This window comes from Citreimonas sp. (assembly GCF_042096055.1).
In the GTDB taxonomy this organism is placed as follows: Bacteria; Pseudomonadota; Alphaproteobacteria; order Rhodobacterales; family Rhodobacteraceae; genus Citreimonas.
Genome location: NZ_JBELMH010000029.1, coordinates 6611 through 28684, shown reverse-complemented (window position 1 = coordinate 28684; position 22074 = coordinate 6611). Strand labels below are relative to the sequence as shown.

Annotated in this window: 22 protein-coding genes, 1 pseudogene and 1 other annotated feature; of the genes and pseudogenes, 11 read left to right on the top strand and 12 right to left on the bottom strand. The window is 69.7% G+C overall.

The genetic code is table 11. The features are described from left to right. The first annotated feature begins 2 nt into the window (after nt 1–2). From ACFDTC_RS08600 to ACFDTC_RS08580, 5 genes are read left to right on the top strand one after another with little or no spacing between them, the layout of a single operon-like run. On the top strand, nt 3–587 hold the full coding sequence (locus ACFDTC_RS08600) for a hypothetical protein (protein ID WP_375258469.1): 585 nt from the start codon (nt 3–5) through the stop codon (nt 585–587). Further along, nucleotides 584–1399 (top strand): hypothetical protein, encoded by an 816-nt coding sequence (locus ACFDTC_RS08595; RefSeq protein WP_375258468.1) that lies wholly within the window; start codon nt 584–586, stop codon nt 1397–1399. Before ACFDTC_RS08600 ends, ACFDTC_RS08595 begins: the two co-directional genes overlap by 4 nt. 55 nt (nt 1400–1454) lie before the next feature. Next, nucleotides 1455–1883, top strand: coding sequence for a hypothetical protein (locus ACFDTC_RS08590; RefSeq protein WP_375258467.1), 429 nt, complete (start codon nt 1455–1457; stop codon nt 1881–1883). An 11-nt stretch (nt 1884–1894) separates the two neighbouring features. After that, complete coding sequence (locus ACFDTC_RS08585; RefSeq protein WP_375258466.1) at nt 1895–2506, top strand: hypothetical protein; 612 nt, start codon at nt 1895–1897, stop codon at nt 2504–2506. After that, nucleotides 2503–3018: a hypothetical protein gene (locus ACFDTC_RS08580; RefSeq protein ID WP_375258465.1), complete on the top strand. Its 516-nt coding sequence runs from the start codon at nt 2503–2505 to the stop codon at nt 3016–3018. The genes ACFDTC_RS08585 and ACFDTC_RS08580 overlap by 4 nt, the downstream gene beginning before the upstream one ends. A gap of 95 nt (nt 3019–3113) precedes the next feature. On the opposite strand, the gene ACFDTC_RS08575 is transcribed toward ACFDTC_RS08580, so the two are convergent. From ACFDTC_RS08575 to ACFDTC_RS08560, 4 genes are all read right to left on the bottom strand, one after another. Next, nucleotides 3114–3701, bottom strand: coding sequence for a hypothetical protein (locus tag ACFDTC_RS08575; protein ID WP_375258464.1), 588 nt, complete (start codon nt 3699–3701; stop codon nt 3114–3116). 14 nt (nt 3702–3715) lie between these two features. Then, nucleotides 3716–4294: a cupin domain-containing protein gene (locus ACFDTC_RS08570; RefSeq protein ID WP_375258463.1), complete on the bottom strand. Its 579-nt coding sequence runs from the start codon at nt 4292–4294 to the stop codon at nt 3716–3718. A 91-nt stretch (nt 4295–4385) separates the two neighbouring features. Beyond that, a complete protein-coding gene (locus ACFDTC_RS08565; RefSeq protein ID WP_375258462.1) occupies nt 4386–5252 on the bottom strand; it encodes an NAD(P)-dependent oxidoreductase in 867 nt (288 codons plus the stop codon). A 181-nt stretch (nt 5253–5433) separates the two neighbouring features. Beyond that, nucleotides 5434–6249, bottom strand: coding sequence for an outer membrane protein (locus tag ACFDTC_RS08560; RefSeq protein WP_375258461.1), 816 nt, complete (start codon nt 6247–6249; stop codon nt 5434–5436). 332 nt (nt 6250–6581) lie between these two features. Further along, nucleotides 6582–6638 (top strand) — a sequence feature (sul1 is cis-regulatory element that is thought to sense ions involved in sulfur or methionine metabolism; They are found in Alphaproteobacteria). Between the two features lie 64 nt (nt 6639–6702). Between ACFDTC_RS08560 and ACFDTC_RS08555 the strand changes: the two genes are divergently transcribed. From ACFDTC_RS08555 to ACFDTC_RS08540, 4 genes are read left to right on the top strand one after another with little or no spacing between them, the layout of a single operon-like run. After that, nucleotides 6703–8193: a SulP family inorganic anion transporter gene (locus tag ACFDTC_RS08555; RefSeq protein ID WP_375258460.1), complete on the top strand. Its 1491-nt coding sequence runs from the start codon at nt 6703–6705 to the stop codon at nt 8191–8193. Between the two features lie 13 nt (nt 8194–8206). Then, on the top strand, nt 8207–9061 hold the full coding sequence (locus tag ACFDTC_RS08550; protein WP_375258459.1) for a universal stress protein: 855 nt from the start codon (nt 8207–8209) through the stop codon (nt 9059–9061). Between the two features lie 4 nt (nt 9062–9065). Then, a complete protein-coding gene (locus ACFDTC_RS08545) occupies nt 9066–9413 on the top strand; it encodes a TraR/DksA family transcriptional regulator (RefSeq protein ID WP_375258458.1) in 348 nt (115 codons plus the stop codon). 22 nt (nt 9414–9435) lie between these two features. Beyond that, nucleotides 9436–10650, top strand: a complete 1215-nt coding sequence (locus ACFDTC_RS08540) for an MFS transporter (RefSeq protein ID WP_375258457.1) — start codon at nt 9436–9438, stop codon at nt 10648–10650. A gap of 76 nt (nt 10651–10726) precedes the next feature. Here the strand turns inward: ACFDTC_RS08540 and ACFDTC_RS08535 are convergent, their stop codons facing one another. Together ACFDTC_RS08535 and ACFDTC_RS08530 are read right to left on the bottom strand one after the other, a co-directional pair. Continuing rightward, nucleotides 10727–11362, bottom strand: a complete 636-nt coding sequence (locus ACFDTC_RS08535; protein ID WP_375258456.1) for a methyltransferase domain-containing protein — start codon at nt 11360–11362, stop codon at nt 10727–10729. Then, nucleotides 11359–12063 (bottom strand): class I SAM-dependent methyltransferase, encoded by a 705-nt coding sequence (locus ACFDTC_RS08530; protein ID WP_375258455.1) that lies wholly within the window; start codon nt 12061–12063, stop codon nt 11359–11361. Before ACFDTC_RS08530 ends, ACFDTC_RS08535 begins: the two co-directional genes overlap by 4 nt. A 323-nt stretch (nt 12064–12386) precedes the next feature. On the opposite strand from ACFDTC_RS08530, the gene ACFDTC_RS08525 reads away from it, so the two are divergent. Next, nucleotides 12387–13682 (top strand): M23 family metallopeptidase, encoded by a 1296-nt coding sequence (locus ACFDTC_RS08525; RefSeq protein ID WP_375258454.1) that lies wholly within the window; start codon nt 12387–12389, stop codon nt 13680–13682. Between the two features lie 191 nt (nt 13683–13873). Here ACFDTC_RS08525 and ACFDTC_RS08520 read toward each other — a convergent pair whose 3' ends face one another. Together ACFDTC_RS08520 and ACFDTC_RS08515 are read right to left on the bottom strand one after the other, a co-directional pair. Further along, nucleotides 13874–14869, bottom strand: a complete 996-nt coding sequence (locus ACFDTC_RS08520; protein WP_375258453.1) for a TerC family protein — start codon at nt 14867–14869, stop codon at nt 13874–13876. Nucleotides 14870–15090: 221 nt separating this feature from the next. Continuing rightward, nucleotides 15091–16881, bottom strand: coding sequence for an SLC13 family permease (locus ACFDTC_RS08515; RefSeq protein ID WP_375258452.1), 1791 nt, complete (start codon nt 16879–16881; stop codon nt 15091–15093). Between the two features lie 275 nt (nt 16882–17156). Between ACFDTC_RS08515 and ACFDTC_RS08510 the strand changes: the two genes are divergently transcribed. Continuing rightward, on the top strand, nt 17157–18617 hold the full coding sequence (locus ACFDTC_RS08510) for a diguanylate cyclase domain-containing protein (protein WP_375258451.1): 1461 nt from the start codon (nt 17157–17159) through the stop codon (nt 18615–18617). Between the two features lie 39 nt (nt 18618–18656). On the opposite strand, the gene ACFDTC_RS08505 is transcribed toward ACFDTC_RS08510, so the two are convergent. The 4 genes and pseudogenes from ACFDTC_RS08505 to ACFDTC_RS08490 all read right to left on the bottom strand — a co-directional run. Next, complete coding sequence (locus ACFDTC_RS08505) at nt 18657–19667, bottom strand: AbrB family transcriptional regulator (protein ID WP_375258450.1); 1011 nt, start codon at nt 19665–19667, stop codon at nt 18657–18659. Between the two features lie 4 nt (nt 19668–19671). After that, a complete protein-coding gene (locus tag ACFDTC_RS08500; protein WP_375258449.1) occupies nt 19672–21192 on the bottom strand; it encodes a tripartite tricarboxylate transporter permease in 1521 nt (506 codons plus the stop codon). After that, on the bottom strand, nt 21192–21662 hold the full coding sequence (locus ACFDTC_RS08495; RefSeq protein ID WP_375258448.1) for a tripartite tricarboxylate transporter TctB family protein: 471 nt from the start codon (nt 21660–21662) through the stop codon (nt 21192–21194). Before ACFDTC_RS08495 ends, ACFDTC_RS08500 begins: the two co-directional genes overlap by 1 nt. Nucleotides 21663–21738: 76 nt before the next feature. After that, nucleotides 21739–22074: pseudogene (locus ACFDTC_RS08490) on the bottom strand (tripartite tricarboxylate transporter substrate binding protein); the annotation flags it as partial.

Genomic DNA, 22074 nt, shown 5'->3' with positions numbered 1-22074 from the left:
CCATGCCCCACGATTCCGACGACATATTCGAGGCGGACAACGCCACGCGCGAAGGGCGCGGACCGGTCGATCACCCGACCGGCCCGCATGCCTGCGCCCGCGCCGCCACGGCGTCCGAGCTGCGCTTCCGCATCCAGCGGCCGAACTCGCGCAGCCGGGCCTCGCGGATCTTCGCGCTGGACGCGGGCGCGGCCGAGGCGATGTTCGCCATCACCGAGGATCCCTGGAACGGTGCGCATTTCCTGACGCTGGCCAACACCGACGCCGTGGACCCGGCCGTCACCGCCGCCGGCGACCTGCCGCTGGCCCATCCCGACGGCTCGCCCGCGAACCTCGCGGACGAGATGGAGGGCGCGGACGTGGTCGTGCTGCTGGCGACGCGCGGCGACAACGAAGGCGCGGCCGAGGTCGTGGCCCGAGAGGCGTTCAACCGAAAGATCATGTGCGCGGGGCTCGCGCTGGGCGCGGGGCGGGCCGACGCCACGGTCGACAGGGTCGTCAACTCGATGCGGCGCTTCGCGACCGTGCTGGTGGTGGCCAACGACGACGACTACATCCCCGCCATGCTGACGGCGTTGCGCGCATGAGGTGGGTCGTCTGTCTCGCGGCCGGTGCCGCCGTCCTGCTGGCCGCCCCCGCCTTCGCGCATGGTCCGGCACCCGTCGCGACGTCGGGGCCGGCGGCGTTCCTGGCGCTGGGCTTCTTCATCGGCATCGCCCACGCGCTCGAGGCCGACCACATGACCGCGGTCGCGTCGATGATGGAGCGGGGCGAAAGCCGCCGCTCGCTGGTCGCGCGCGGTGCGGTCTGGGGCGCCGGACACACGCTGGCGCTGTTCGTGATCTGCTCGATCGTGCTGCTGCTGGGGCTGACGATCTCGGGGCGGGTCGAGGCCGCGCTCGAGGCGGCGGTGGGGCTGCTCATCGCGGCGCTGGGCCTGCGCGTGTTGTGGCGCATCTGGCGCGACCGGGTGCACGTCCACGTGCACAGCCACGGTGGCAAGCCGCACGTGCACGTGCACAGCCACGCCGGCGAGGAGGGTCCGCACTCGGCCTCGTCGCACGACCACGCGCACCCGGCGCGGGCGCGCGGCCACGCCGCCACGCTGGGTGTCGGCGTCCTGCACGGTGCTGCGGGCTCTGCCGGGCTTCTGGTTCTGACGGTCGCGGCGGCCGACACGATCCTGGAGGCGATCGGCTACTTTGCCGTCTTCGGCGCCGGCACGATGATCGGCATGACGCTGTTCTCGGCCGCGGTCAGCTACCCGCTGCACCGCATCCACCAAGGCGCGCGCTGGATGCGCAGCACGGTCAACGCCGTCATCGGCGGCGCCGCGCTGCTGGTGGGCGGCACCCTGGCCGCCGAAAGCCTCGCGGCCCTTCAGGTCGCCAGCCTGTGACAGTCCGCGTCGCTGGCTTCGGCGGCGCGTTCCTTATCCGGGGGAGATGACCGCGATGTGCGGCGAAATCGACGAACAGGTCCTGGTCGGTCAGGATCTCATGGAGCATCTGCGAGTCATCGCACGCAGGCTCGACCTGCCGGACGACGCCCCGCGGGGCGGCGCGCCGCGCGATCTGGCCGAGGCGGATGGTCGCGCCGCCTACATGGAGGCGACGTTCCGCGCGGGGCTTGCGCACGCGCTGGCCGACATTGCCCGCGCCGACGAGGCCGAGCGGGTGGACGCGCTGGCCAGCCAGGCGATCGCCTTGGCGCGGCTCGCCGGCTTCCTCGCCGGACAGCTTCCGCCCGAGGCCGACCTGTTCCGTGCCACGATCGAGGCGCTGACCGCCGGCCATTCCGAGCCGCGCGACATGGCCGACGATATCCTGCGCCACCGGCACGATCACCATCACCACGATCATCACCACCACCACGAACACTGACGAGGCCCGTCTTGCCTGCCCCCCTCGCGTTCCTGAAAGATCCCGTCTGGCGCCGCGAGGTCCTGTCGGACGCGTTCGGCAAGGGGTTCTGGGGGTTCTTCGCGGCGGCGGCGGCCCTCGGCGTGGTGTGCTGGCTGGTGCGCGGGCAAGAGGCGTTCATGGCGGCGTTGTGGCAGGACCTCGTCCTGCTGGCGGGGCTGATGCCGCGGGTGATCGTCGCGCTGTCGATCGCGTCGCTGGTCTTCTACATGCTGCCGCGCGACCGGATCTCGGGGCTGGTTGGGCAGGAGTCCGGCTTCCGGGGCCTGCTGGTGGCCACCGCCGCCGGAACCGTCACGCCCGGCGGGCCGTCCTCGGCCTATGCGCTTCTGGCGGTGCTCGGCGCGGCGGGCGCCGACCGCGGCGCGATGGTTGCCTACATCACCGCCTGGGCGCTGCTGGGCGTCCAGCGCATCCTGGTGTGGGACGTGCCCTTCATGGGGGCGGAGTTCGCCATCCTGAGGCTGTTCGTGTCGCTGCCGCTGCCGGTAATCGCAGGCCTGATCGCGCGCCGCCTGCCGCTGACCCTGCGGCTGCGCGACGACGACACGGCCGAGCGTGACCGCCCGGAGGTGCGCACGTGACCACCGGGTTCCTCGTCCTGCTGGTCCTTCTGGCCGTTCTGGCGCTGATCGCCATGCGCCAGCGCCGCGCCTTCGACCCAATGGCCCAGCGGTTCTTTGAGCAATTCGCCAAGCTGGTGCCCCGCATGCTGTGCGCGCTGGTGGCGGCGGGGTTCATCGCACAGCTCATCCCCAAGCAGGCGATCGCGGCACTGCTGGGCGACGAGGCGGGGCTGCTGGCGCTGCCGGTCGCCGCCGCGACCGGGCTGATCGTGCCGGCGGGGCCGGTGATCGCCTTCGCCATCGCGGCGGTCTTCGCCAAGGCCGGCGCGTCGAGCCCCGCGCTGATCACCTTCGTCACGTCCTGGAGCCTCTACGCCGCGCACCGCATGCTGATCTACGAGGTGCCGCTGGTCGGCGGCTCGTTCCTGCGGCTGCGCGCGCTGTCGGTGCTGGTGCTGCCGTTCCTGGCGGGGATTTTCGCCATGGGCGTCGGGCTGATGACGCAGTACGGGACCGTGCCGGTGCCCTGACCCCGTAAAGGTTAAGGTTTGCGCATACAGAAAGGGCCGTCGCACCCGCGCGACGGCCCTTTTTCGTCGGACTGGTCGAGTCGCGCCTGCGGCGCCTAGTCGGCCGGCGGAACCCAGACGTCCTCGAAGCCCTCGGCTGGTTCGAGCTGGTCGAACCAGTCGAGGCCGATCGCCTTCATCACGCGGCTGTTGCAGACGATCACGCGGGCCTCGATGTCCGAGGTGTTGACGCGCTTGTGCGCGACGTAGGGCGGCACGTAGATGAAATCGCCCGGACCCCATTCGTATTTCTTCGGCGTCGTGTCCCAGGTCCACTCGAAGGCGACCTTGCATTCGAACTGCACGTCGTAGTGCAGGTCATGCCCGGTGCCCTCGATGACGAAGGCGATTTCCTCGGTCAGGTGCCGGCTGGTGCCGGTGGCCTTCTGCGCCTCGATGAACTGCATGTAGATGTCGATGCAGCATTCCTTGGTGTCCATGCGCTCGTTGATGATGTGCTTGATCAGCCCGTCGGCCGAGCGTTCCATCGGCATCTGGTCGTGCTTCACCACGTTCACGCGGTCGACGTATTCCTTGCGGAACTCTTGGCTGGCCTTGAGCGCGTCCCGGTAGAAGCTGACTTCGGGTCCTGCGCTCTTGGCGCGCTGGCGCTCGATCGCATCGGCGAAAGTGCTTGCGTCCATGTCCTCGTCCTCCCTCAGAGATTCGCCGGCGGCTGGTAATCCTCGTGTCCCGGCACCGGGTCCTCGGGCGGGAAATGCACCATCTTCTGGAAGACCATGTGCATGAACAGGAACAGCGGCTTGGCCTTGAGGACCAGCACGAAGGTCTCGTCGTCGCTGTCGCTGAGGTGCTGGTGCACGCAGGCGTTCTCGACGATCAGCGCATCGCCGGCCTCCCACGGCAGCTTACGGCCGTCGTGGATGTCGTGGCCCTTGCCCTTGAGCACGAAGAACACGGCCGAGTTCATGTGACCGTGCGTCTGGCCGTAGCCGTGTGGTGTGTACACGTCCACATGCGCCTCGATCGACTGGGCGATGCGGTTGGCCTGCGGGTTGATCACCTTCTTGCCGAAGCTCTGCGGGCCGCCCTTCCACTTCATCTCGGACGTCTTGTAGACGCGCGGCTGAGAGTAGAGCTCTTCCTTGAGCTGGCCGTAGGTGCCTTCCAGCGCACGCACGAAGGTGCGCTTCTTGGTCCAGCGTTCCCACACGACCTTCTCGCGCTTCTCGCTGTTGTGACCGACGCCGCCCTCGCTGGCGGATTCTTCAGTCATCGCGTCTCCTCCCGTTGTGGTCGCGGTTTTCCCGAACCTACCCGGCAGGCGGCATTCCCGTCAACGGTACAGCGTTCCACATATGGGAACATCATTCCTCGGCGGTGATCTCGGCGAGGCTCCGCGCGACGATCGGCTGGCCGAGATATTGCGCCTGCGGTTCGTGCAGAAGCGCGCGCACCTGATCGGGGCCGAGGCGCTTGACCAGTTGATCGACCGCGCCGAACAGCGGCAGCGCGAGTCCAGCCTGCTGGCTGAGGTCCAGCACCACGTCCATGTCCTTCTGGTGCCAGGTAAAGCGTGTCGTGTCCCACCGCTCCAGCGTGGTGTTGCGGGCCGGGCATTTCAGCAGCGTCTCGCGCATCGTCTGGGCGTCGATGCCGCAGGACTTGGCCAGCGCCAGCGTCTCGTAATTGGCGACGCAGGCCGCCCAGTGCATCATGTTGTTGCACGCTTTGCCGAGCTGCCCCGTGCCCACCGGCCCGAGGTGCTCGACCGCGCGGGAATAGGCCATCAGCACGGAGCGGATCCTGTCGACGGCCTCCGCCGTGCCGCCGCACAATGATACGAGGTCGCCGTCCCTGGCGCCCTGCAGCCCGTAGCAGACCGGCGCATCGACGAAGCCAATGCCCTTGGCATCACAGGCCGCGCCGAGTTCGATCATGGTGCGCGGGTGGTTCGTGGCGGCGACGGCGATCACCGCGCTGTCGCGCAACTCGCACGAGAGGATCTCGGTCACCACGGCGCGGGACTGCGCGTCGTTCGCCACGACCACGACGATCACGTCCGAGGCGGTCGCCAGGGCCGCCAAGCTATCCGCGGCGGTGACGTCGTCCTGGGTCGCGACCCGCAGCGCTTCGGCATCGGTGTCGAAGGCCGAAACGGCAAATCCCGCGCTTGCGACGTGCCGGGCCATCTCGGCGCCCATTGCCCCGGTGCCCACGAATCCCACCTGCATACGCTCCCCCCCCCCCATTCTTTGGCTTGAAAGGTGCGGCGGCCGCACGCTCCGGTTACCCGAAGGGAGCGCGGCTTGCGCGGGTGGGGCAATTCATATTCGCGCGCCATTCCGTTATTCGGAACGACATTCCAACGCATGACGTTCTGGCAAAGCTCGATCCCTCGGCGCCGCACAGGCGCTAGAACGCGAAGTTGATGCCAAGCCGAGCGAGGTAGCCCGCGTTCGTGAACTCGTAGGATATCTCGTCCCCGCCGAAGACGGCGGAATCACTGGCGAGGATGTCGACGTCCTCCAGGTCGAAACGGACCACGTCGGCCGACAGGCTGACCCGCTCCATGACCTTCCGCTCGAAGCCCGCTCCCAGAACGTAGCCGAAGCGCACGCCCTCTTCGGTCCACGCGTTCGAATAGGGGCTGAGAGGGGCGCCGAGATTGGGTAGGTCGAGCGATAAGGTGTTGCTGACATCCGCCACCGCGATGCCGCCGGTCAGGTACAGCAACGAAGGGCCGGTGGCGTAGCCGGCGCGCAGCCGGGCCGAGGCGAAACTGTCGAACACGGTCCTGTACCCGGTGATCGTGTCGACGCCGGTGAAGGGAGCCGCGGGATTAGGGTCGATGCGGCTGAACCCGGCGTCAGCCGTCAGCTCCGCGAACGCGACGTCGATCTCGAAGCCGGTCACCCAGTCGCCGCGCTGGTCGTTGCGGCCATAGCGCAGACCGGCGATGCCTGCGTGCGAAGGCTCGTCGATCCGGTTGGGGAAAAGGCCGTTCTCGACGTCGAGGGTCAGCAGCGGGCCGCTGTAGCCGGACCGTTCGGCCTCGCCCTCGACCGTGGCGGCTCCGACGGTGAGGCCGCCATACGAGCCGGACCAGTCGATCGTGTTCTCGGTCATGCTGACAGCGGTCGACGCCACGACCGGCGCGACGGCGGAAGGGCCCTCGGCGACGGCAGAAGAGGCGGCGGCAAGGCCGACGAGCGTGATCCGGACGAGCATTCGCGGCTTCCTGAAGTCTCGGGTTGCCGGATTCGCCGACCCCCTCGAACGCCTGTGTTGATATTGCAGTAAGCCTAATGGACCGCTAACGGCCCTGCGGGATCGGGCGGGTTCGTCGGGAACTGGTGCAGTTTCCGCGGGCACGACGCGGACCAGGAGAGCCGCGCACCGGTCGACCGACGCGCATGTCCATCTTCCGCACGATAATGCGGCAGTTGCCCTGCAAGACGCGCGCGGCGCGCCGCTTTCGCCACGGCCGCCGGGAAGCCGGGCCATTCTCGCCCCGGCCGGTTGCCTTCCGCGTCGGCAGCCACTATGCCGCGGCGCAGCAGACTGGACCCGGGAGCGATTCCGGGTGGCTCTTCCGGCCGCCGATCCGCCGGACAACACCAGACAACGGTGCATGTGCACGACCGGACGCCTCGATGACGGCCGGTATCGGATAGATCCTTCATGTTCTCACTCGACGCTTATCGGGCGCAGTGGTTCGGCAACGTTCGCGGCGATCTGCTCGCGGGCCTCGTCGTGGCGCTCGCCCTCATCCCCGAGGCCATTGCCTTTTCGATCATCGCCGGTGTCGACCCCAAGGTCGGCCTCTATGCCAGCTTCTCGATCGCGGTGATCACCGCGATCGCGGGCGGCCGGCCGGGCATGATCTCGGCCGCGACAGCCGCGACGGCCGTCCTGATGGTGACGCTGGTGCGGGATTACGGGCTGGAATACCTGCTGGCCGCAACGGTCCTGGCGGGCCTTCTGCAGATCGGCGCTGGCGCGCTGAGGCTTGGCTTCGTCATGCGCTACGTCTCGAGCTCGGTGATGACCGGCTTCGTGAACGCGCTGGCGATCCTGATCTTCATGGCGCAGCTGCCCGAACTCGATCCGCGCACGGTGACCTGGGTCACCTACGCGCTGGTCGCGGCGGGTCTGGCGATGATCTACCTCGTGCCGCTGGTCACCACGGCGGTCCCGTCGCCGTTGGTGACGATCATCGTGCTGACCGCGCTGGTCTTCGCGCTGGGGCTCGACGTGCGCACGGTGGGCGACATGGGTGCGCTGCCCGACACGCTGCCGGTGTTCCTGATCCCGCAGATCCCGCTGAACCTCGATACGCTGATGATCATCCTGCCCTATTCGGTCGCGGTGGCCATCGTCGGTTTGCTGGAAAGCCTGATGACGCAGAATATCGTCGACGATCTGACCGACACCAAGTCCAACCGAAATCAGGAGTGCGTGGGCCAGGGCATCGCCAACACCGCCACCGGGTTCATCGGCGGGATGGCCGGCTGTGCGATGATCGGCCAGTCGATCATCAACGTGAAGTCCGGCGGCCGCGGGCGGCTGTCGTGCTTCGTGGCCGGTGTCTTCCTGCTGATCCTCGTCGTCGGTCTTGGCGATCTGGTCAGCATCATCCCGATGCCGGCGCTGGTCGCGATCATGATCATGGTCTCGATCGGCACGTTCTCGTGGTCGTCGATCAAGAACCTGACGGTGCACCCGCGGTCGTCCTCGATCGTGATGCTCGCGACCGTCGTGACGGTGGTCTACACGCACAACCTCGCCATCGGCGTCCTGGTGGGCGTGCTGCTGTCGGGTATCTTTTTCGCCGGCAAGATCGCCCAGCTTTTCCAGGTCCGCACCGAGATGAGCGACGACGGCCGAGTGCGCACCTACCACGTCGAAGGCCAGCTGTTCTACGGCTCGGTCGAGGACTTCATGGACGCCTTCGACTTCAAGGAGGCACCGGAACGTGTGATCATCGACGTCAGCCGGGCGCATATCTGGGACATCAGCTCGGTACAGGCGCTGGACATGGCGATCCTCAAGTTCCGCCGCGACGGGGCCGAGGTGGACGTGGTGGGCATGAACCGGGCGACCGAGACGCTGGTCGACCGGCTTGCCATCCACGACAAGCCCGGCGCCATGGACAAGCTGATGGGCCATTGAGGGAGGAATGACCATGACAGACAAGATCATCGCGCTCGTCGACGGTTCGCTGTATTCCGAAAGCGTCTGCGACCACGCCGCCTGGATATCCGAGCGGACGGGGTCCCCGGTCGAGTTGATCCACGTCCTCGGCCGCCGCGAGGCGCCGCAGAAGCAGGACCTGTCGGGCTCGATCCGGCTGGGCGCGCGCAGCCAGCTGATGGAGGAGCTGTCCGAGCTCGACGCGCAGCGCGCCAAGCTGGTCGCCCATCGCGGCCGCGCCATTCTCGAGGACGCCCATGCCATCGTCTCGCGCGACGGCGTCAGCGACGTGACCACGCGCCTGCGCCACGGCGACCTGATCGAGGCGATCGCCGAGATCGAGGGCGACGGCCGCGTCATCGTCATCGGCAAGCGGGGCGAGGCGGCGGATTTCGCCAAGGGGCATCTCGGTTCGAACCTCGAACGGATCGTGCGCGCCGCGCACCGGCCGATCTTCGTGGCCTCGCGCGCGTTCAAGCCGATCGACAAGGTTCTGGTCGCCTATGACGGCGGCAGCTCTGCCATGAAGGCGGTCGACCACATCGCGCGCAGCACGCTGTTTGCCGGGTTGACGATCGAGATCGTCACCGTCGGCGCGGACAATGCCGAGACGCGCAGAGGTCTGGCCGACGCCAAGGCGCTGCTGAAGGCCGCCGGCCACGACGCCGAAACCCGCATCGTCGAGGGGCGTCCGGACGAAGTTCTGGGGAAGCTGGTCGAGGATGATGGTTTCGGCATGCTGGTGATGGGCGCCTACGGGCACAGCCGCATCCGCAGCCTGGTGATCGGGTCGACCACGACCGAGATGGTGCGCTCTTGCAAGGTGCCCGTGCTTCTGATGCGGTGACGCCATGGACGAACCGACCGACAGCGAATTGCGCGACAGGTACCTTCCGCGCCTGCGCGAGGAGCTGGCCGCGCTGCGTTCGGCCTCGGCGGACACGGCCGAGGCGCGCAAGCCGGTCGAGTTGGACCAGCAGAGCGTCGGCCGGCTGAGCCGCATGGACGCGCTGCAGCAGCAGGCGATGTCTGCGGCGCAGGATGCCCGCCGTCAGGGCCGCGGCCGCGCGATCGGGGCCGCCATACGCCGCATCGAGGCGGGCGAGTTCGGCTATTGCGACGGCTGCGGCGACTTCATCGGGCTGAAGAGGCTCGATCTCGACCCCACGATCATGCGCTGCAGGGAGTGTGCCGGTTGATGCCACAACCGGACGCGACCCGATGCTGAACTTCTTCAAGGCCAACCTGCAATGGCTTGGCGTGGGCTTCTTGCTGACCTTCGCGTCGGGCTTCGGCCAGACGTGGTTCATCTCGCTCTTCGCGGGCGCGATCAAGGCCGAGCACGGGCTGACCGACGGCAGCTGGGGCAGCCTTTACACGTTGGCCACGCTGTGTTCGGCCGCGCTGATGTTCTGGCGCGGGTCGGTGGCCGACACGATCCCGCTGTCGCGGCTGGCGCCGGCGCTGAGCGTGCTGTTCGGGGCGGCCTGCGTGGTGATGGCGCTGGCCTGGTCGGTCTGGTTCCTGGGCTTCGCGCTGTTCCTGCTGCGCTTCTGCGGGCAGGGGATGTTCAGCCACGTGGCGATGACCGCGATGGGCCGCTGGTTCGAGGCGAAGCGCGGGCAGGCGGTGTCGATCGCCAACCTCGGCCACCCGGCGGGCGAGGTGGTGATCCCGCTGGTCGCGGTGCTGGCCATCGCGACGATCGGCTGGCGGACCACGTGGGTCGGGGTGGCGGTCGTGCTGGTCGCGGTGGCGGCGCCGCTGCTGTGGCTTCTGCTGCGCGCCGATCGCGTGCCCGAGGGGCAGGCGGCCTCGCGCGATCTGCCGGGGCTGGGCGGACGGCAATGGACGCGGAGCGACGCGATCCGGCACTGGCTGCTGCCGGCGCTGCTGCCGGTCCTGCTGACGCCGGGCTTCATCGGGACGGTGGTGTTCTTCCACCAGGTCCACATCGCCGGGGTGAAAGGGTGGTCGCTGGTGGACATGGCGCCGGGATACTCGGCTTTCGCGACGGCGACCGTGGCCTCGGCCTTCGCGGCGGGGTGGGCGGCGGACCGGTTCGGGCCGCAGCGGCTGCTGCCGCTGCTTCTGGTGCCGATGGGGATCGGGGTCGCGCTGATCTGGCCGGCCGACCAGACCGCGGCGTGGTACGTGGCGCTGGGGGTGATCGGGATCACCCAAGGTACGGCGAGCGCGCTGTGGGGCGTGCTGCTGCCGGTGGTCTACGGGACGCGGAACCTGGGCTCGATCCGGTCGCTGGCGACGACGGTGATGGTGATCTCGACCGCGATCGGGCCGGGCATCACCGGCATCCTGATCGACCGGGGCATCGCCTTCCCGACGCAGAGCCTGTTCATGGGGGCCTGGTGCATCCTGCTGGCCGGGTTCTGCCTGCTGATCGAGCGGCGGCTGACCCGGGAATTGCGGGCCTGAGAGAGGCGCGAGACCGCGTGTCCCACGATGGGACACGCTTGCGGCCACGAAAAATCAATGGGTTACAGAGACGGATTCATCTTCCGTTAGGATTTGCCGCGATCGAGGGCCCGGGATCGGCGCGGTCGAACACCGCCATCTGGCTGGCGCCGCCAAGCGCGGGATGCCGGCCCGCGACGTCCCGAAAGCGCACGGCGTAGCCCCAAGCTTGGGCGGCGCGCGTGCTCCAACGGCGAAAGCGGGCGCGGTCCCATTCGAAGCGGTGGTCGGGGTGGCGCATCCGGTGCGCGGGCACGCCGAGCAGGGGATTGAACTCGGCATTCGGCGTGGTCACGACGACGCGGGCGGGACGCAACGTGCGGAACAGCGCGCGCTCGAGCGCCGAGAGCCGGTCGGGCGGGATGTGCTCGATCGTCTCGAGCAGCACGGCGCAGTCGAACCCGGCAAGCCCGGGCGGCGGGTCGATCATCGAGGCGTCGCGCACAGCTACGTCGGGCACGCGGGGCGGGTCCTTGGCCAGCCGCGCGCGCAGGCGGTCGAGCGCGGGCGCATCAATGTCGAGACCGACCAGCCGCGCGATGCCCGGCTCGGCCGCCAGCCGCACGAAGAGATCGCCGTCGCCGCAGCCCAAGTCGAGCACGCGCCGCGCGGCGCGTTCGCGCACCGCGTCCAGCACGGCGGCAAGCCGTTCCTCGTGGTGCCAGGTGGTCATGGCGCGCCGCCCGGGCGCTGCATCAGCACCACGTCCTTGACCGGGACCGCGCAGGACCAGCCCCAGGCGCGGGCGAGGTGGCGGAACGTCTCCTCGCGGTAGAAGACCACGTGGGTCGGGTCCTTGCGGTAATGCCAGTCGGCAAAGCGTGCGTCGTCGGTCTGGAAGCAGGTCATCACCGCCAGCCAGCCGCCGGGGCGGACCAGCGCGCGCAGGCGGGCGAACTCGTCCGCCGGGCGGTGGAAATGCTCGGCCACCTCGGTGCAGGTGACGAAGTCGTAGGAGGTGGCGAGCGGCGCCGGGTCGGGCGCGAAGGCCGGGTCGTAGAGCGCGACGGCGTGCCCGGCCTCGCGCAGCATCGCCGCCAGTGCGGGGCCGGGGCCGCAGCCGTAGTCGAGGCCGCGCGCGCCGGGGGCGAGGCGGGCCAGCAGCGGGTCGGCCAGCTTCGACAGGAAGCGGCGGTAGCGCGGGTCGTGCACGTCGTTCTCGTGGTGCAGGTAATGCGCGCGCTCGTCAGCTGGCGCGGGGTGGTGCGCCGGGTCGAGGAACCGCGCGGCGCAGGTCGGGCAGCGGAAATAGGCGCGCCCGCCGAGCGTGACGAACGGCGCCGAGGCGGCGCCGCAGACCGGGCAGGCGGGCAGGGCGGGCGCCTGCGCGTTGCGTTGCGCGTGCGGAGCGGCGGTGGGGCGGGCGTCGGACACCGGGTTCCTTTCGGCGGGCCAATTGCGAGACGTGCCGATCCCTTATCGGGTGCCGCGCGGGCAAGCTCAATCGGCGATGCGGCGCGGCGCTCGGCGAATGGGCGCCGCCCTGGATGCGGAGAGGTTGCGAGGGCCGAACCGCGCGGCTAGGGTCCGCCCGGTCACCCGGCTGCCACGGGTCGACACGATACTTTCCGCCCCGACGGCGGTCCGGCGCGCATCGCGCGAGGGCCGCGCCGGGCGGGATCGACAGGACGGCCTTGCGCGGGCAAGGCTTGGAAGACCGAAGAAAAACAAAGACGGGCAGCTTCTTGCGCATCAGGTTGAGATACTGGACGGGCCTCGTCGTCGGGGTCCTCGTCGTGGCCGGGGTGGCACGCTGGGGCGGCGAGGACGCGCCCGTGGACGAGGCGCCGTCCGAGGCGGCGCTGGCGATCGAAACGGCGCCCGAAAGCGCCGCCCTGCCGGGCCCGGCGATCGGCCCGGTCCTGCCCGAACCGGCGGCCGTGCCCGCGCCGGCGGAAGACGCCACCGACTGGTCGCGCGTCGTCGGCGGCGGCGAGAGCCTGGACATGCTGCTGGCCGAGGCGGGTCTGGACGCGGTGACGCGCGCCCGCGTGTCCGAGGCGCTGGCCACCGAATACGACCTGCGGCGGCTGCAGCCCGGGCACGGCGTGTCGGTGCGGATCGGCGCCGACGGGATGCCGCGCGAGGCCGCGCTCGAGATCGAGAACGGCGTGCGCATCGAGGCGCGCTTTGGTGCTGCGCCGACGGTCGAGGTGGTGCCGCCCGCGCTGGACCCGGTATTCTTCGCGGGCATGGCGACGATCGGAAGCTCGGTCTATGCGGCACTCGAGGCGGCGGCGATCCCGACGCGCTTCGCCACCGACCTGGAGCTGGTGCTGGCGGGCACGCTGGACCTGCGCAGCGCGCTGGCGGGCGGCGAGACGCTACGCGTGGCGTGGCGCGAGCATCGGCTGGGCGACCGGACGATCGGCGAGCCGCTGATCGACTTCGCGCAGATCACGCTGGCCGACGCCCGCTACGAGATCCTGTGGCCGGACGCGGAGTCGACCCTGACGCGGATCTACAGGGACGACGTGCTGGTGCAGATCTTCGACCAGCCGGTCGCGGGGGCGCGGCTGAGTTCCGCCTTCGGGCCGCGCAAGCACCCGGTGCACGGCTTCGTGCGCATGCACAGCGGCGTCGATTACGAGGCGGCGCTGGGCGCCAGGGTGCGCGCGACCGAAGGCGGCCGGATCGTGCATGCCGGGCGCAAGAGCGGCTACGGCCTGATGGTCGAGATCGACCACGGCGGCGGGGTGCAGACGCTTTATGCGCATCTGAGTTCGGTGAACGCGGCGCTGACCGAGGGCGTCCGCGTGGCGGCCGGCGACGAGATCGGGCGCGTCGGCTCGACGGGCACGTCGACGGCGCCGCACCTGCATTACGAGATCGTCGTGGACGGCACGCCGGTGCAGCCGCTGACCGACCAGCGCCTGCGCCGGGCGGAGGACGCGGACCCCGCCGAGGCGCGCCGCGTGCTCGATCGCGCGCGCGACGCGCTGGACCGGAGGCTGGCCGAGGCGGGCGCGGGCGGCGCGGGCAACGAGGGCTGAAGCGCCTTTGCGTCCGCGCACGGCCGGTGTGCGATCCGTTCGCTTGAGGTCGGCGGGCCGAGCGCGCGGCAGATGGCGCCGGTCCGGCACGCAGTGCATCTGGGCGGCGCGGGCGCAGTAAGCCGGTTGGTCCGAAAAACGACGGGGCGGATGGCGCGGGCTGCGCCATCCGCCTTTTTCATGTCCGCGCGTCAGTGGACGCTGGGCGGTGCGGTCTCGGCCCGCAGCGGGCCCGTCTTCCACAGCGAGAAGGCGACGCCCGCGCCGAGGATCGCGAAGGTGATGCCCAGCGACCATTCCGGCGGGAACTTCTCCCACCCCATCGCGTCGGCGATGAAGATCTTCGAGCCGATGAAGACCAGCAGCAGCGACAGGGCGTATTTCAGGTAGGCGAAGCGGTGCAGCACCGCCGCCAGCGCGAAGTAGAGCGCGCGCAGCCCGAGGATGGCGAAGATGTTCGAGGTGTAGACCAGGTACGGGTCGGTCGTGATGGTGAAGACGGCCGGGACGGAATCCACCGCGAAGACCAGGTCGGCCACCTCGATCACGATCAGCGCCAGGAACAGCGGCGTCACGAAGCGGGTCATCCGACCGGTCTGGGGGTGCGGTTCGCGGCTGAAGAACGCGTGGCCGCGCAGGCCGTCGGTCACGTGCAGGCGGCGCCGCAGGAACGCCAGCAGCCGGTTGTCGTGCAGGCTGTGCTCTTTCTCGGAGACGAACAGCATCTTGATGCCGGTGAAGATCAGGAACGCCGCGAAGAAGTAGAGCACCCAGTGGTACTGCTCGACGATGGTGGCGCCGAGGCCGATCATGATGCCGCGCAGCAGGATCACGCCCAGGATGCCCCAGAACAGCACTCGGTGCTGGTATTCGCGCGGGATCGCGAAGAAGCCGAAGATCAGTGCGATGACGAAGATGTTGTCCATCGCCAGCGTCTTCTCGACCACGAAGGCGGTCAGGTACTGCGCGCTGGCGGTGGCGTCCATCTGCCACCAGATGAAGCCCGCGAAGGACAGCCCCAGCGCGATGTACATGGCCGACAGCCGGAGGCTTTCGGCGACGCCGATCTCGTGGTCGTCCTTGTGCAGGACGCCCAGGTCGAAGACCAGCAGGCCGATCACGACGGCCAGGAAGACGAGCCACATCCACAGCGGCTTGCCCAGGAAGAGAAGGAGGAGGATTTCCAAGATTCGGGACCTTTTTGCCTGTTCGCGCCGAGGTCTCGGGGACGGGGATACGTCCGGGCAAACCATCGAGCGCACTCGATGCGGTCCGACATCACGGCGGTCATCCGTCGTCAGAGGGGCCCGGCCCGCTGGATGCAGATCGTACGCGCGCCGAGCGCGCGCAAGCCCCGCCGGATAATAATTCCGGCGGGGCGGACCGGGCGCGGTCGCGGGGCCGCGATCTAGCCCGCGAGCGGCCAGATCAGCGGGATCACCAGCACCGTCACGGCACCGACGAGGACGTTCATCGGCACGCCGATCCGCACGAAGTCGAGGAATCGGTAGCCGCCCGCGCTGTAGACCAGCGTGTTCGTCTGGTAGCCGATCGGGGTGGCGAAGCTGGCGCTGGCGCCGAACATGACCGCCACTACGAAGGGCCGCGGATCGAGCCCCAGCTGCGCCGCGATGCCCGCCGCGATGGGTGCCATCAGGACGGCGACCGCGTTGTTGGTCACCATCTCGGTCAGGATCGAGGTCAGCGCGTAGACCAGCGCCAGCGCCACGATCGGTTGCAGCGTGCCCAGAAGCGGCGCCACGGCGTCGACGATCAGCGTCAGCGCGCCGGATTGCTGCAACGCGCTGCCGAGCGTTAGCATCGAGACGATCAGCAGCAGCAGGCGGCCGTCGATCGCGCCGATGCCCTCGTCGGCGTCGATGCAGCGGGTCAGGAACACCACCGCCACGCCGATCAGCGACAGGGTCAGGATCGGCGCCACGTTGAGCGCCGCCAGCACCACCACCGCCGCCATCGTGCCGATGGCGACCGGCGCGCGCGACCGGCGGAAGGCGCGCGCCACGACCGGCGAGAGCATGATCAGGCGCTCTTCCTCGACCAGGCGGGCGATGTCGTCGGCCGAGCCGTTGAGCAGCAGCGTGTCGCCCACTGCCAGCCGCATCATCGCCAGCCGCATGTCGAGTGCCGTGCCGTTGCGGTGCAGCGCGATCGGGTAGACGCCGAAACGCCGGCGCCAGTGCAGCCGGCCGATCATGCGGTGCAGCGCGCGGGTGTTCGGCCCGACCAGCACCTCGACCACGGCGGTGCGCCGGGCGGTCGACGGCTCGGTCCCCGGAATGGCCTTGCCGGCCACCGCGCCGTCGCTGAAGCCCATGAGCTCGGTCTCGCGCGTGGCGAGCACGACGATGTCGCCCACCTGCAGCGCGACCTCGGCCAGAGACTGGCGGTAGGATTCGTCGCCGCGCACCAGGTCGATCACGCGGCTGCCGCCGTTCTGGAACTCGGCGATCTTCAGCGGTGGCGTACCGATCAGGGGCGAGCCGGCGGGGATGAACAGCTCGACCAGCCAGCGGCGCCGCTCGCGGTCGGAGAGGGTCGAGCCGACGGTGGTGCGCACCGGCAGCAGGCGCGGCGCGGCGAGGGCGAGGAACAGCGCCCCGATCGCGGCGACGACGATGCCGAGGGGGGCGATCTCGAAGATGCCGAAGGCGGTCATCCCCATGTCCCGCGCGATGCCGTCGACCAGCAGGTTCGTCGACGTCCCGATGAGCGAGCAGGTGCCGCCCAGGATGACCACGTAGGACAGCGGGATCAGCAGGTGCGACGCGGCCATGCGCATCTCGCGCGCCAGGGTGATGACGACGGGGATCAGGACCATGACCACCGGCGTGTTGTTCATGAACGCCGAGGCGATCGCGGCCGAGGCGAAGAACAGCCCGATGGTCAGGCGCGGCCGGGTGGCCGAGTAGCGGCCGAGGATGCCGCTGACGCTTTCGAGCACGCCGGTCCGCACCAGCGCCGCGCTGAGCACGAACATCGCGCCGATGGTGGCCGGCGCCGGGTTGCCCAGCGAGGCGAGCACGTCCTCGGGGCCGACGAGGCCGATCGCTACGGCGACGACGGCGCCGCAGAAGGCGACGATCTCGGGCGGGTGGGTTTCGAAGGCGAAGGCGATGAAGACGCCGATGAGCAGCAGGATCGCGGCATAGGGCGCCAGAACGACCGGATCGATGGGCATGGTGCTTGGGACTCCGCACGAACGCGCCTTCATATCCTGCGCCCGGGGTGGCTGGGCAGGGGGATTTCGCGGCGGGTGCCAAAGAATCGGCGGATTTCGCGCAGTGCCGCGCGCGGTGCCTGAAAGTCGTGCTTGGGCAGTGGCTTGGACGCGGGGTTGCCGGCGTCTGGGAGGCGTCGGGGCGCGTCCCGGCGGCGCGGCCCTCGCGCGCGCTTAAGCATTTGGTAACCAGTTCGCCGCAAACCGTTGCAATTGGCACCTTCCGGGAGAGAATCGTGTTCGACGGACCGAACCACCGTTCGTTTCGCTCCCAGATCGTCGCGGCGCTGGTGCTGCTCGGGGTGTTCGGTGCGGCGCCGGTGATTGTCGTGGGCGTACACAGCGTGGCGCGGATCGACGACGACGCCGCCGCGCGCGAGACGATGCAGGTGAGTGCGGCCATCGCCGCCCGGTTCGACCACCTGCCGACGGAACAACGAAGCGCGAGCATCTGGGACGACGCGGTGATCGCGGCGCAGGCCGGGGACGTGGCCTGGATCGAGTCCAATCTCGGCGTCTGGATGCAGACCTATTTCGGGCACGACCTGAACTTCGTACTGAGCCCCGCGCTCGAGCCGGTCTATGCCGCGATCGGTGGCGAGACGCGCGACCCGGCGGCCTTCGCGGCCGTCGCCGAACCGGTGCTGGCGCTGGCGCGCGACGCGCGGGCGACGGTGCTCGCGGGCGAGGTGGACCCGGCCGAGATCGCCGCGACGGACCACGTGGCGCTGCCCGACGGGCCGGCGGTGGTCAGCGTCGTGCCGATCGTGCCCGATACCGACACCGTCGCCGTCGCGCCCGAGGCCATGTCCTTCCACGTGGCGGTGGACATGATCGACGCGGCCTATGTCGCCGCGGTGACCGAGGGCCTGGCGCTGCGCGAGCCGGCGCTGGTCGACGCGGCGGGGGACCGCTCGGCCTCGGTCGCGATCGAGGACGCGCGCGGCGCCGTCGTCTCGCGGCTGGGCTGGACCGCCGCGACCCCGGCGCGCAGCCTGGTCGCCGCGCTCTTCCCGGCGCTTGCGCTGTGGCTGCTGGCGGGGGCCGCGCTGGTCTTCTGGCTGGCGGGGACGCTGATGCGCACCTCGCAGAAGCTTCAGCACAGCGAGGCGCAGTCGCGGTTCCTGGCGTTCCACGACCCGCTGACGCAGCTTCCGAACCGGGCGCTGTTCGACGAACGGCTGGACCAGGCGCTGGCGCGGCGCAGGACCACGGGGCTGGACGTCACGCTTCTGGTGCTCGACCTCGACCAGTTCAAGAACGTCAACGACACGCTGGGACACCCGGCCGGCGACGAGCTGATCCGCCAGGTCGCCCACCGGATCACCGCCCGCCTGCGCGACAGCGACACCGCCGCGCGGCTGGGCGGCGACGAGTTCGCCATCGTCCTCGACGGCGACATGGGGGTGCAGGATCTGTTTGCGTTCTGCGAAGGGCTGCTCGAGGACATCTCGCGCCCGTTCGACCTGTTCGGCAACATGGTCCAGGTGTCCGGCAGCATCGGCGCCTGCCGTGCGCGCGAGCGGTCCGCCGGCCGCGCCGAGCTGGTGCGCCGCGCGGACATCGCGCTCTACCAGGCCAAGCGGGCGGGGCGGCGGACGCATTGCGTCTTCGTCAAGGAGATGGACGTGCGCGGGCCCTCGGACACCGGCCTGGACCGCGACCCCGGAGAGGGTGACAGGGCCGGCGCTGCTTAGCGGCCTTCGGACGGCCAGACGGACCCGACGCGCGGCGCGTCAGAGACGAAGCGCCACCGGTACGATCAGGACCAGCGCGAAGATCCGCGCGAAGTGGTGCACCGCCACGAAGGCCGGGTCGTGGCCCAGCGACAGTGCGATCGCGGCCATCGCCTCGACCCCGCCGGGGGCATAGGCGATCCAGACCTGCGCGAAGGACAGCCCCGTCGCGGCCTGCGCGAGCACGGCGAAGCCCAGCGAGAGCACGATCGCCGTGGCCACGGTTGCCGCACCGGCCAGCGCGTAGCGTTTCACCTGCGCCGCGGTCACGCGGCTCATCCGGGTGCTGAGCACCGCGCCGGTCGTGGCGAAGGCCGCGAACACCGCCCAGGCGGGCGCCATGCCGTGGACCAGGCCGGTCGCGTGGCTGGCGGCGCTGACGACCATGCCGGCCAAAAGGCTTGCGGCGGGAAGCCCGGCGCGCGTGCCCAGCAGGCCCAGCACGACGGCCAGCGCCAGAAGCAGCGCGAAGGCGGGCAGGGGCATGGCCGCACCGGCATCGGCCGCGCCCGGTGCCGCGCCGCCGAGGTGCACCGCCAGCGGCGGCACCGCGATGAGCAGCGCCAGCAGGCGCATGAGTTGCAGGAACATGACCGCCGTGGCGTCGCCGTGGCCCGCCGCCGCCATGCTGATGGCGTTCGACATGGTGCCCGGCGCGCTGGCCAGCGTCGCGGTCTCGGGGTCGAGGTGGAAGCCGCGCGTCAGGATCAGGCGGCTGACGGCCATCGTGGCGACCAGTGAGACGACGAGGATGCACAGGCTGATCGCCCAGGCGTCGAGTTGCCGGAAGATCCGCTCGTCTATGCCCGAGCCGAGCGACACGCCGATCGTCGCGAAGGCGAGGTCGCGCAGCGGCGCGGGCAGGGCGACGCGCAGCCCGGCGCCGGCGACGGCGATGACGGCGATCGTGCTGCCGATGAGCGCGCCCGCCGGAACGCCTGCGAGGGCGGCCAAGGCCGCCCCCGCAAATCCGGCCACCAGCGTGACCGCCCAGGTCCGAAGGTCCGGCACCGGCTCAGCCTTGGCGCGGGGTCGCGTCGCCTTCCATCCGGCGCGCGCGGCGCGACAGCCAGATCGGCGCGATCACCACCAGCGCGGCCAGGACGTACAGCGTGATGCTCTTGTAGTCCTGCACCAGGATCGTCCAGTCCCCGTCCGAGATCGACAGCGCGCGGCGCAGGTTGTTCTCGAACAGGCTGCCCAGCACGAAGCCCAGTATGACCGGCGCGAGGCTGAAGTCCAGCTTGCGCAGGATCCACCCGAAGACGCCGAGGCCGGTGATCAGCAGAAGGTCGAACGGGTTGCCGACGATGGTGTAGATCCCGATGAAGGCGAGGATCGCGATCAGCGGCGTCAGGTAGTGCTGCGGGATCGTCAGCATGCGCGCGAAGATCCCCACGAGCGGCAGGTTGATGACCAGCAGCGCGACGTTGCCGATATACATCGACGCGATCAGGCCCCAGGCCACCTCGGGCCGCTGGGTGAACATCATCGGGCCGGGCTGGATGTTGAACATCAGCAGCGCGCCGAGCAGGATCGCCGTCGTGCCCGAGCCCGGGATGCCCAGCGTGAGCATCGGCACCATCGCGCCGCCGGCCGCGGCGTTGTTGGCGGCCTCGGGCGCCGCGAGCCCGCGGATGTCGCCGGTCCCGAAGGTCTTGTCGGTGTCCGAGATCCGCTTTTCCGTGCCGTAGGCGACGGCCGAGGCGACCGAGGCGCCGGTGCCCGGCAGGATGCCGATGAAGAAGCCGATGACCGACGCGCGTGCGATCGTCCAGCGACACTTCACGATGTCGGCCCAGCGCACGAAGCTCTTGTCCACCGGCAGCGATTTCAGCCGGCCCGAGACCTGTTGCTCGACCAGCGTCAGCAGCTCGGCCATGCCGAAGAGACCGACGACCACGATCAGGAAGTCGATGCCCGCCAGGATATCGGGGATGCCGAAGGTGAAGCGCGGGATGCCGGTGTTGGCGTCGATGCCGATGGTGGCCAGCATCAGGCCGATCGTGGCGCCCAGCAGCGTCTTGACCGTGCTCTTGCCCACCAGCGAGGCCAGCGAGGCGAAGGCGAAGACCATCAGCGCCACGTAGTCGGCGGGCGAGAAGGTGACCGCGAAGCCGGCCAGCAGCGGCGCGAACAGCGACATCAGGATCACCGCGAAGGTGCCGCCGATGAACGACGCGATCGCCGACAGCGACAGGGCGCGCCCGGCCTCGCCCGCGCGGGCCATCGGGTTGCCGTCCAGCGTGGTCATGACCGCGCCGGCGTCACCGGGCACGTTGAGCAGGATCGATGAGATCCGCCCGCCATACTCGGCCCCGTAGTAGATGCCGGCGAGCAGGATCAGCGCGGATTCGGGGCTGAAGCCCAGCCCGTACGCGATGGGCAGCAGGATGGCGACGCCGTTGATGGGGCCCAGTCCCGGCAGCGCGCCGATGAGCGTGCCGGCGAAGCAGCCCGCCAGCACAAGAAACAGGTTGAACGGGTCCAGCGCGACGCCGAAGCCGGTCGCGAGTCCGGAAATCACGGCCTCCATCACGACGCTCCTTCTTGTTCGGTCGGCGTCATCAGCCACTCGACCAGTTCGCCCTCGGGCAGGTTCAGCTCGAGCAGGGTCACGCACAGCAGGTAGCCGGCCACGCCGGCGCTGACGCCGAAGACCAGCGCGCGCACGATCCCCGCGCCCAGCATGGCGCAGAGCGCGGTGCCGAACAGGATGGTGGACAGGATGAAGCCCAGCGGCTCGTAGAGCTCGGCATAGGCGACGAGCATGACGATGGTGGCGGCGAGCCGGAACCACGTCTTGCGCGCGACGCCCATGGTGGTGGTGTCGGGTTTCCACAGGATCACGAGCAGGCAGACCATCGCGACCATGGACAGGATCTGCGGCCAGCTTTCGGGTCCGAGCGGATCGTACTGGAAGGGGGCTTTGATGACGGTGAAGGCAATGACCGCGTAGGCCAGCGTCACGATCAGAAGCACCCCGGCAAAAATACGGTCGACCATGACGGTCTCCTCGAATTTGGGGTGTATGACGAACGGGGTCCGGCCCGCGCGGGGGCGGGCCGGACCGGGACGCGGATCAGTTGCCGATCAGGCCCGCCTCGGTGGCGATCTCGCGCAGGTTCTGCACGCGCTCCTCGATCGAGGCCTGAAGCTCGGCGCCGGCCATGTTCAGCGGCAGGATGCCCCGCTCTTTCTGGACGGCGGCGAATTCCTCGGTGCCGTAGGCGGCCTGGAAGGCGTCGACCCAGGCCTGGTATTCCTCGTCCGTGGCGTCGCCGCCCATGTAGAAGCCGCGCAGGATCGTCCATTCGACGTCGAAGCCCTGCTCCATCGCGGTCGGGATCTCGGCGAAGGGCTCCTCGAGCCGCTCGGGCGACAGCACCGCGAGGATGCGCATCTGGCCCGAGTCGAG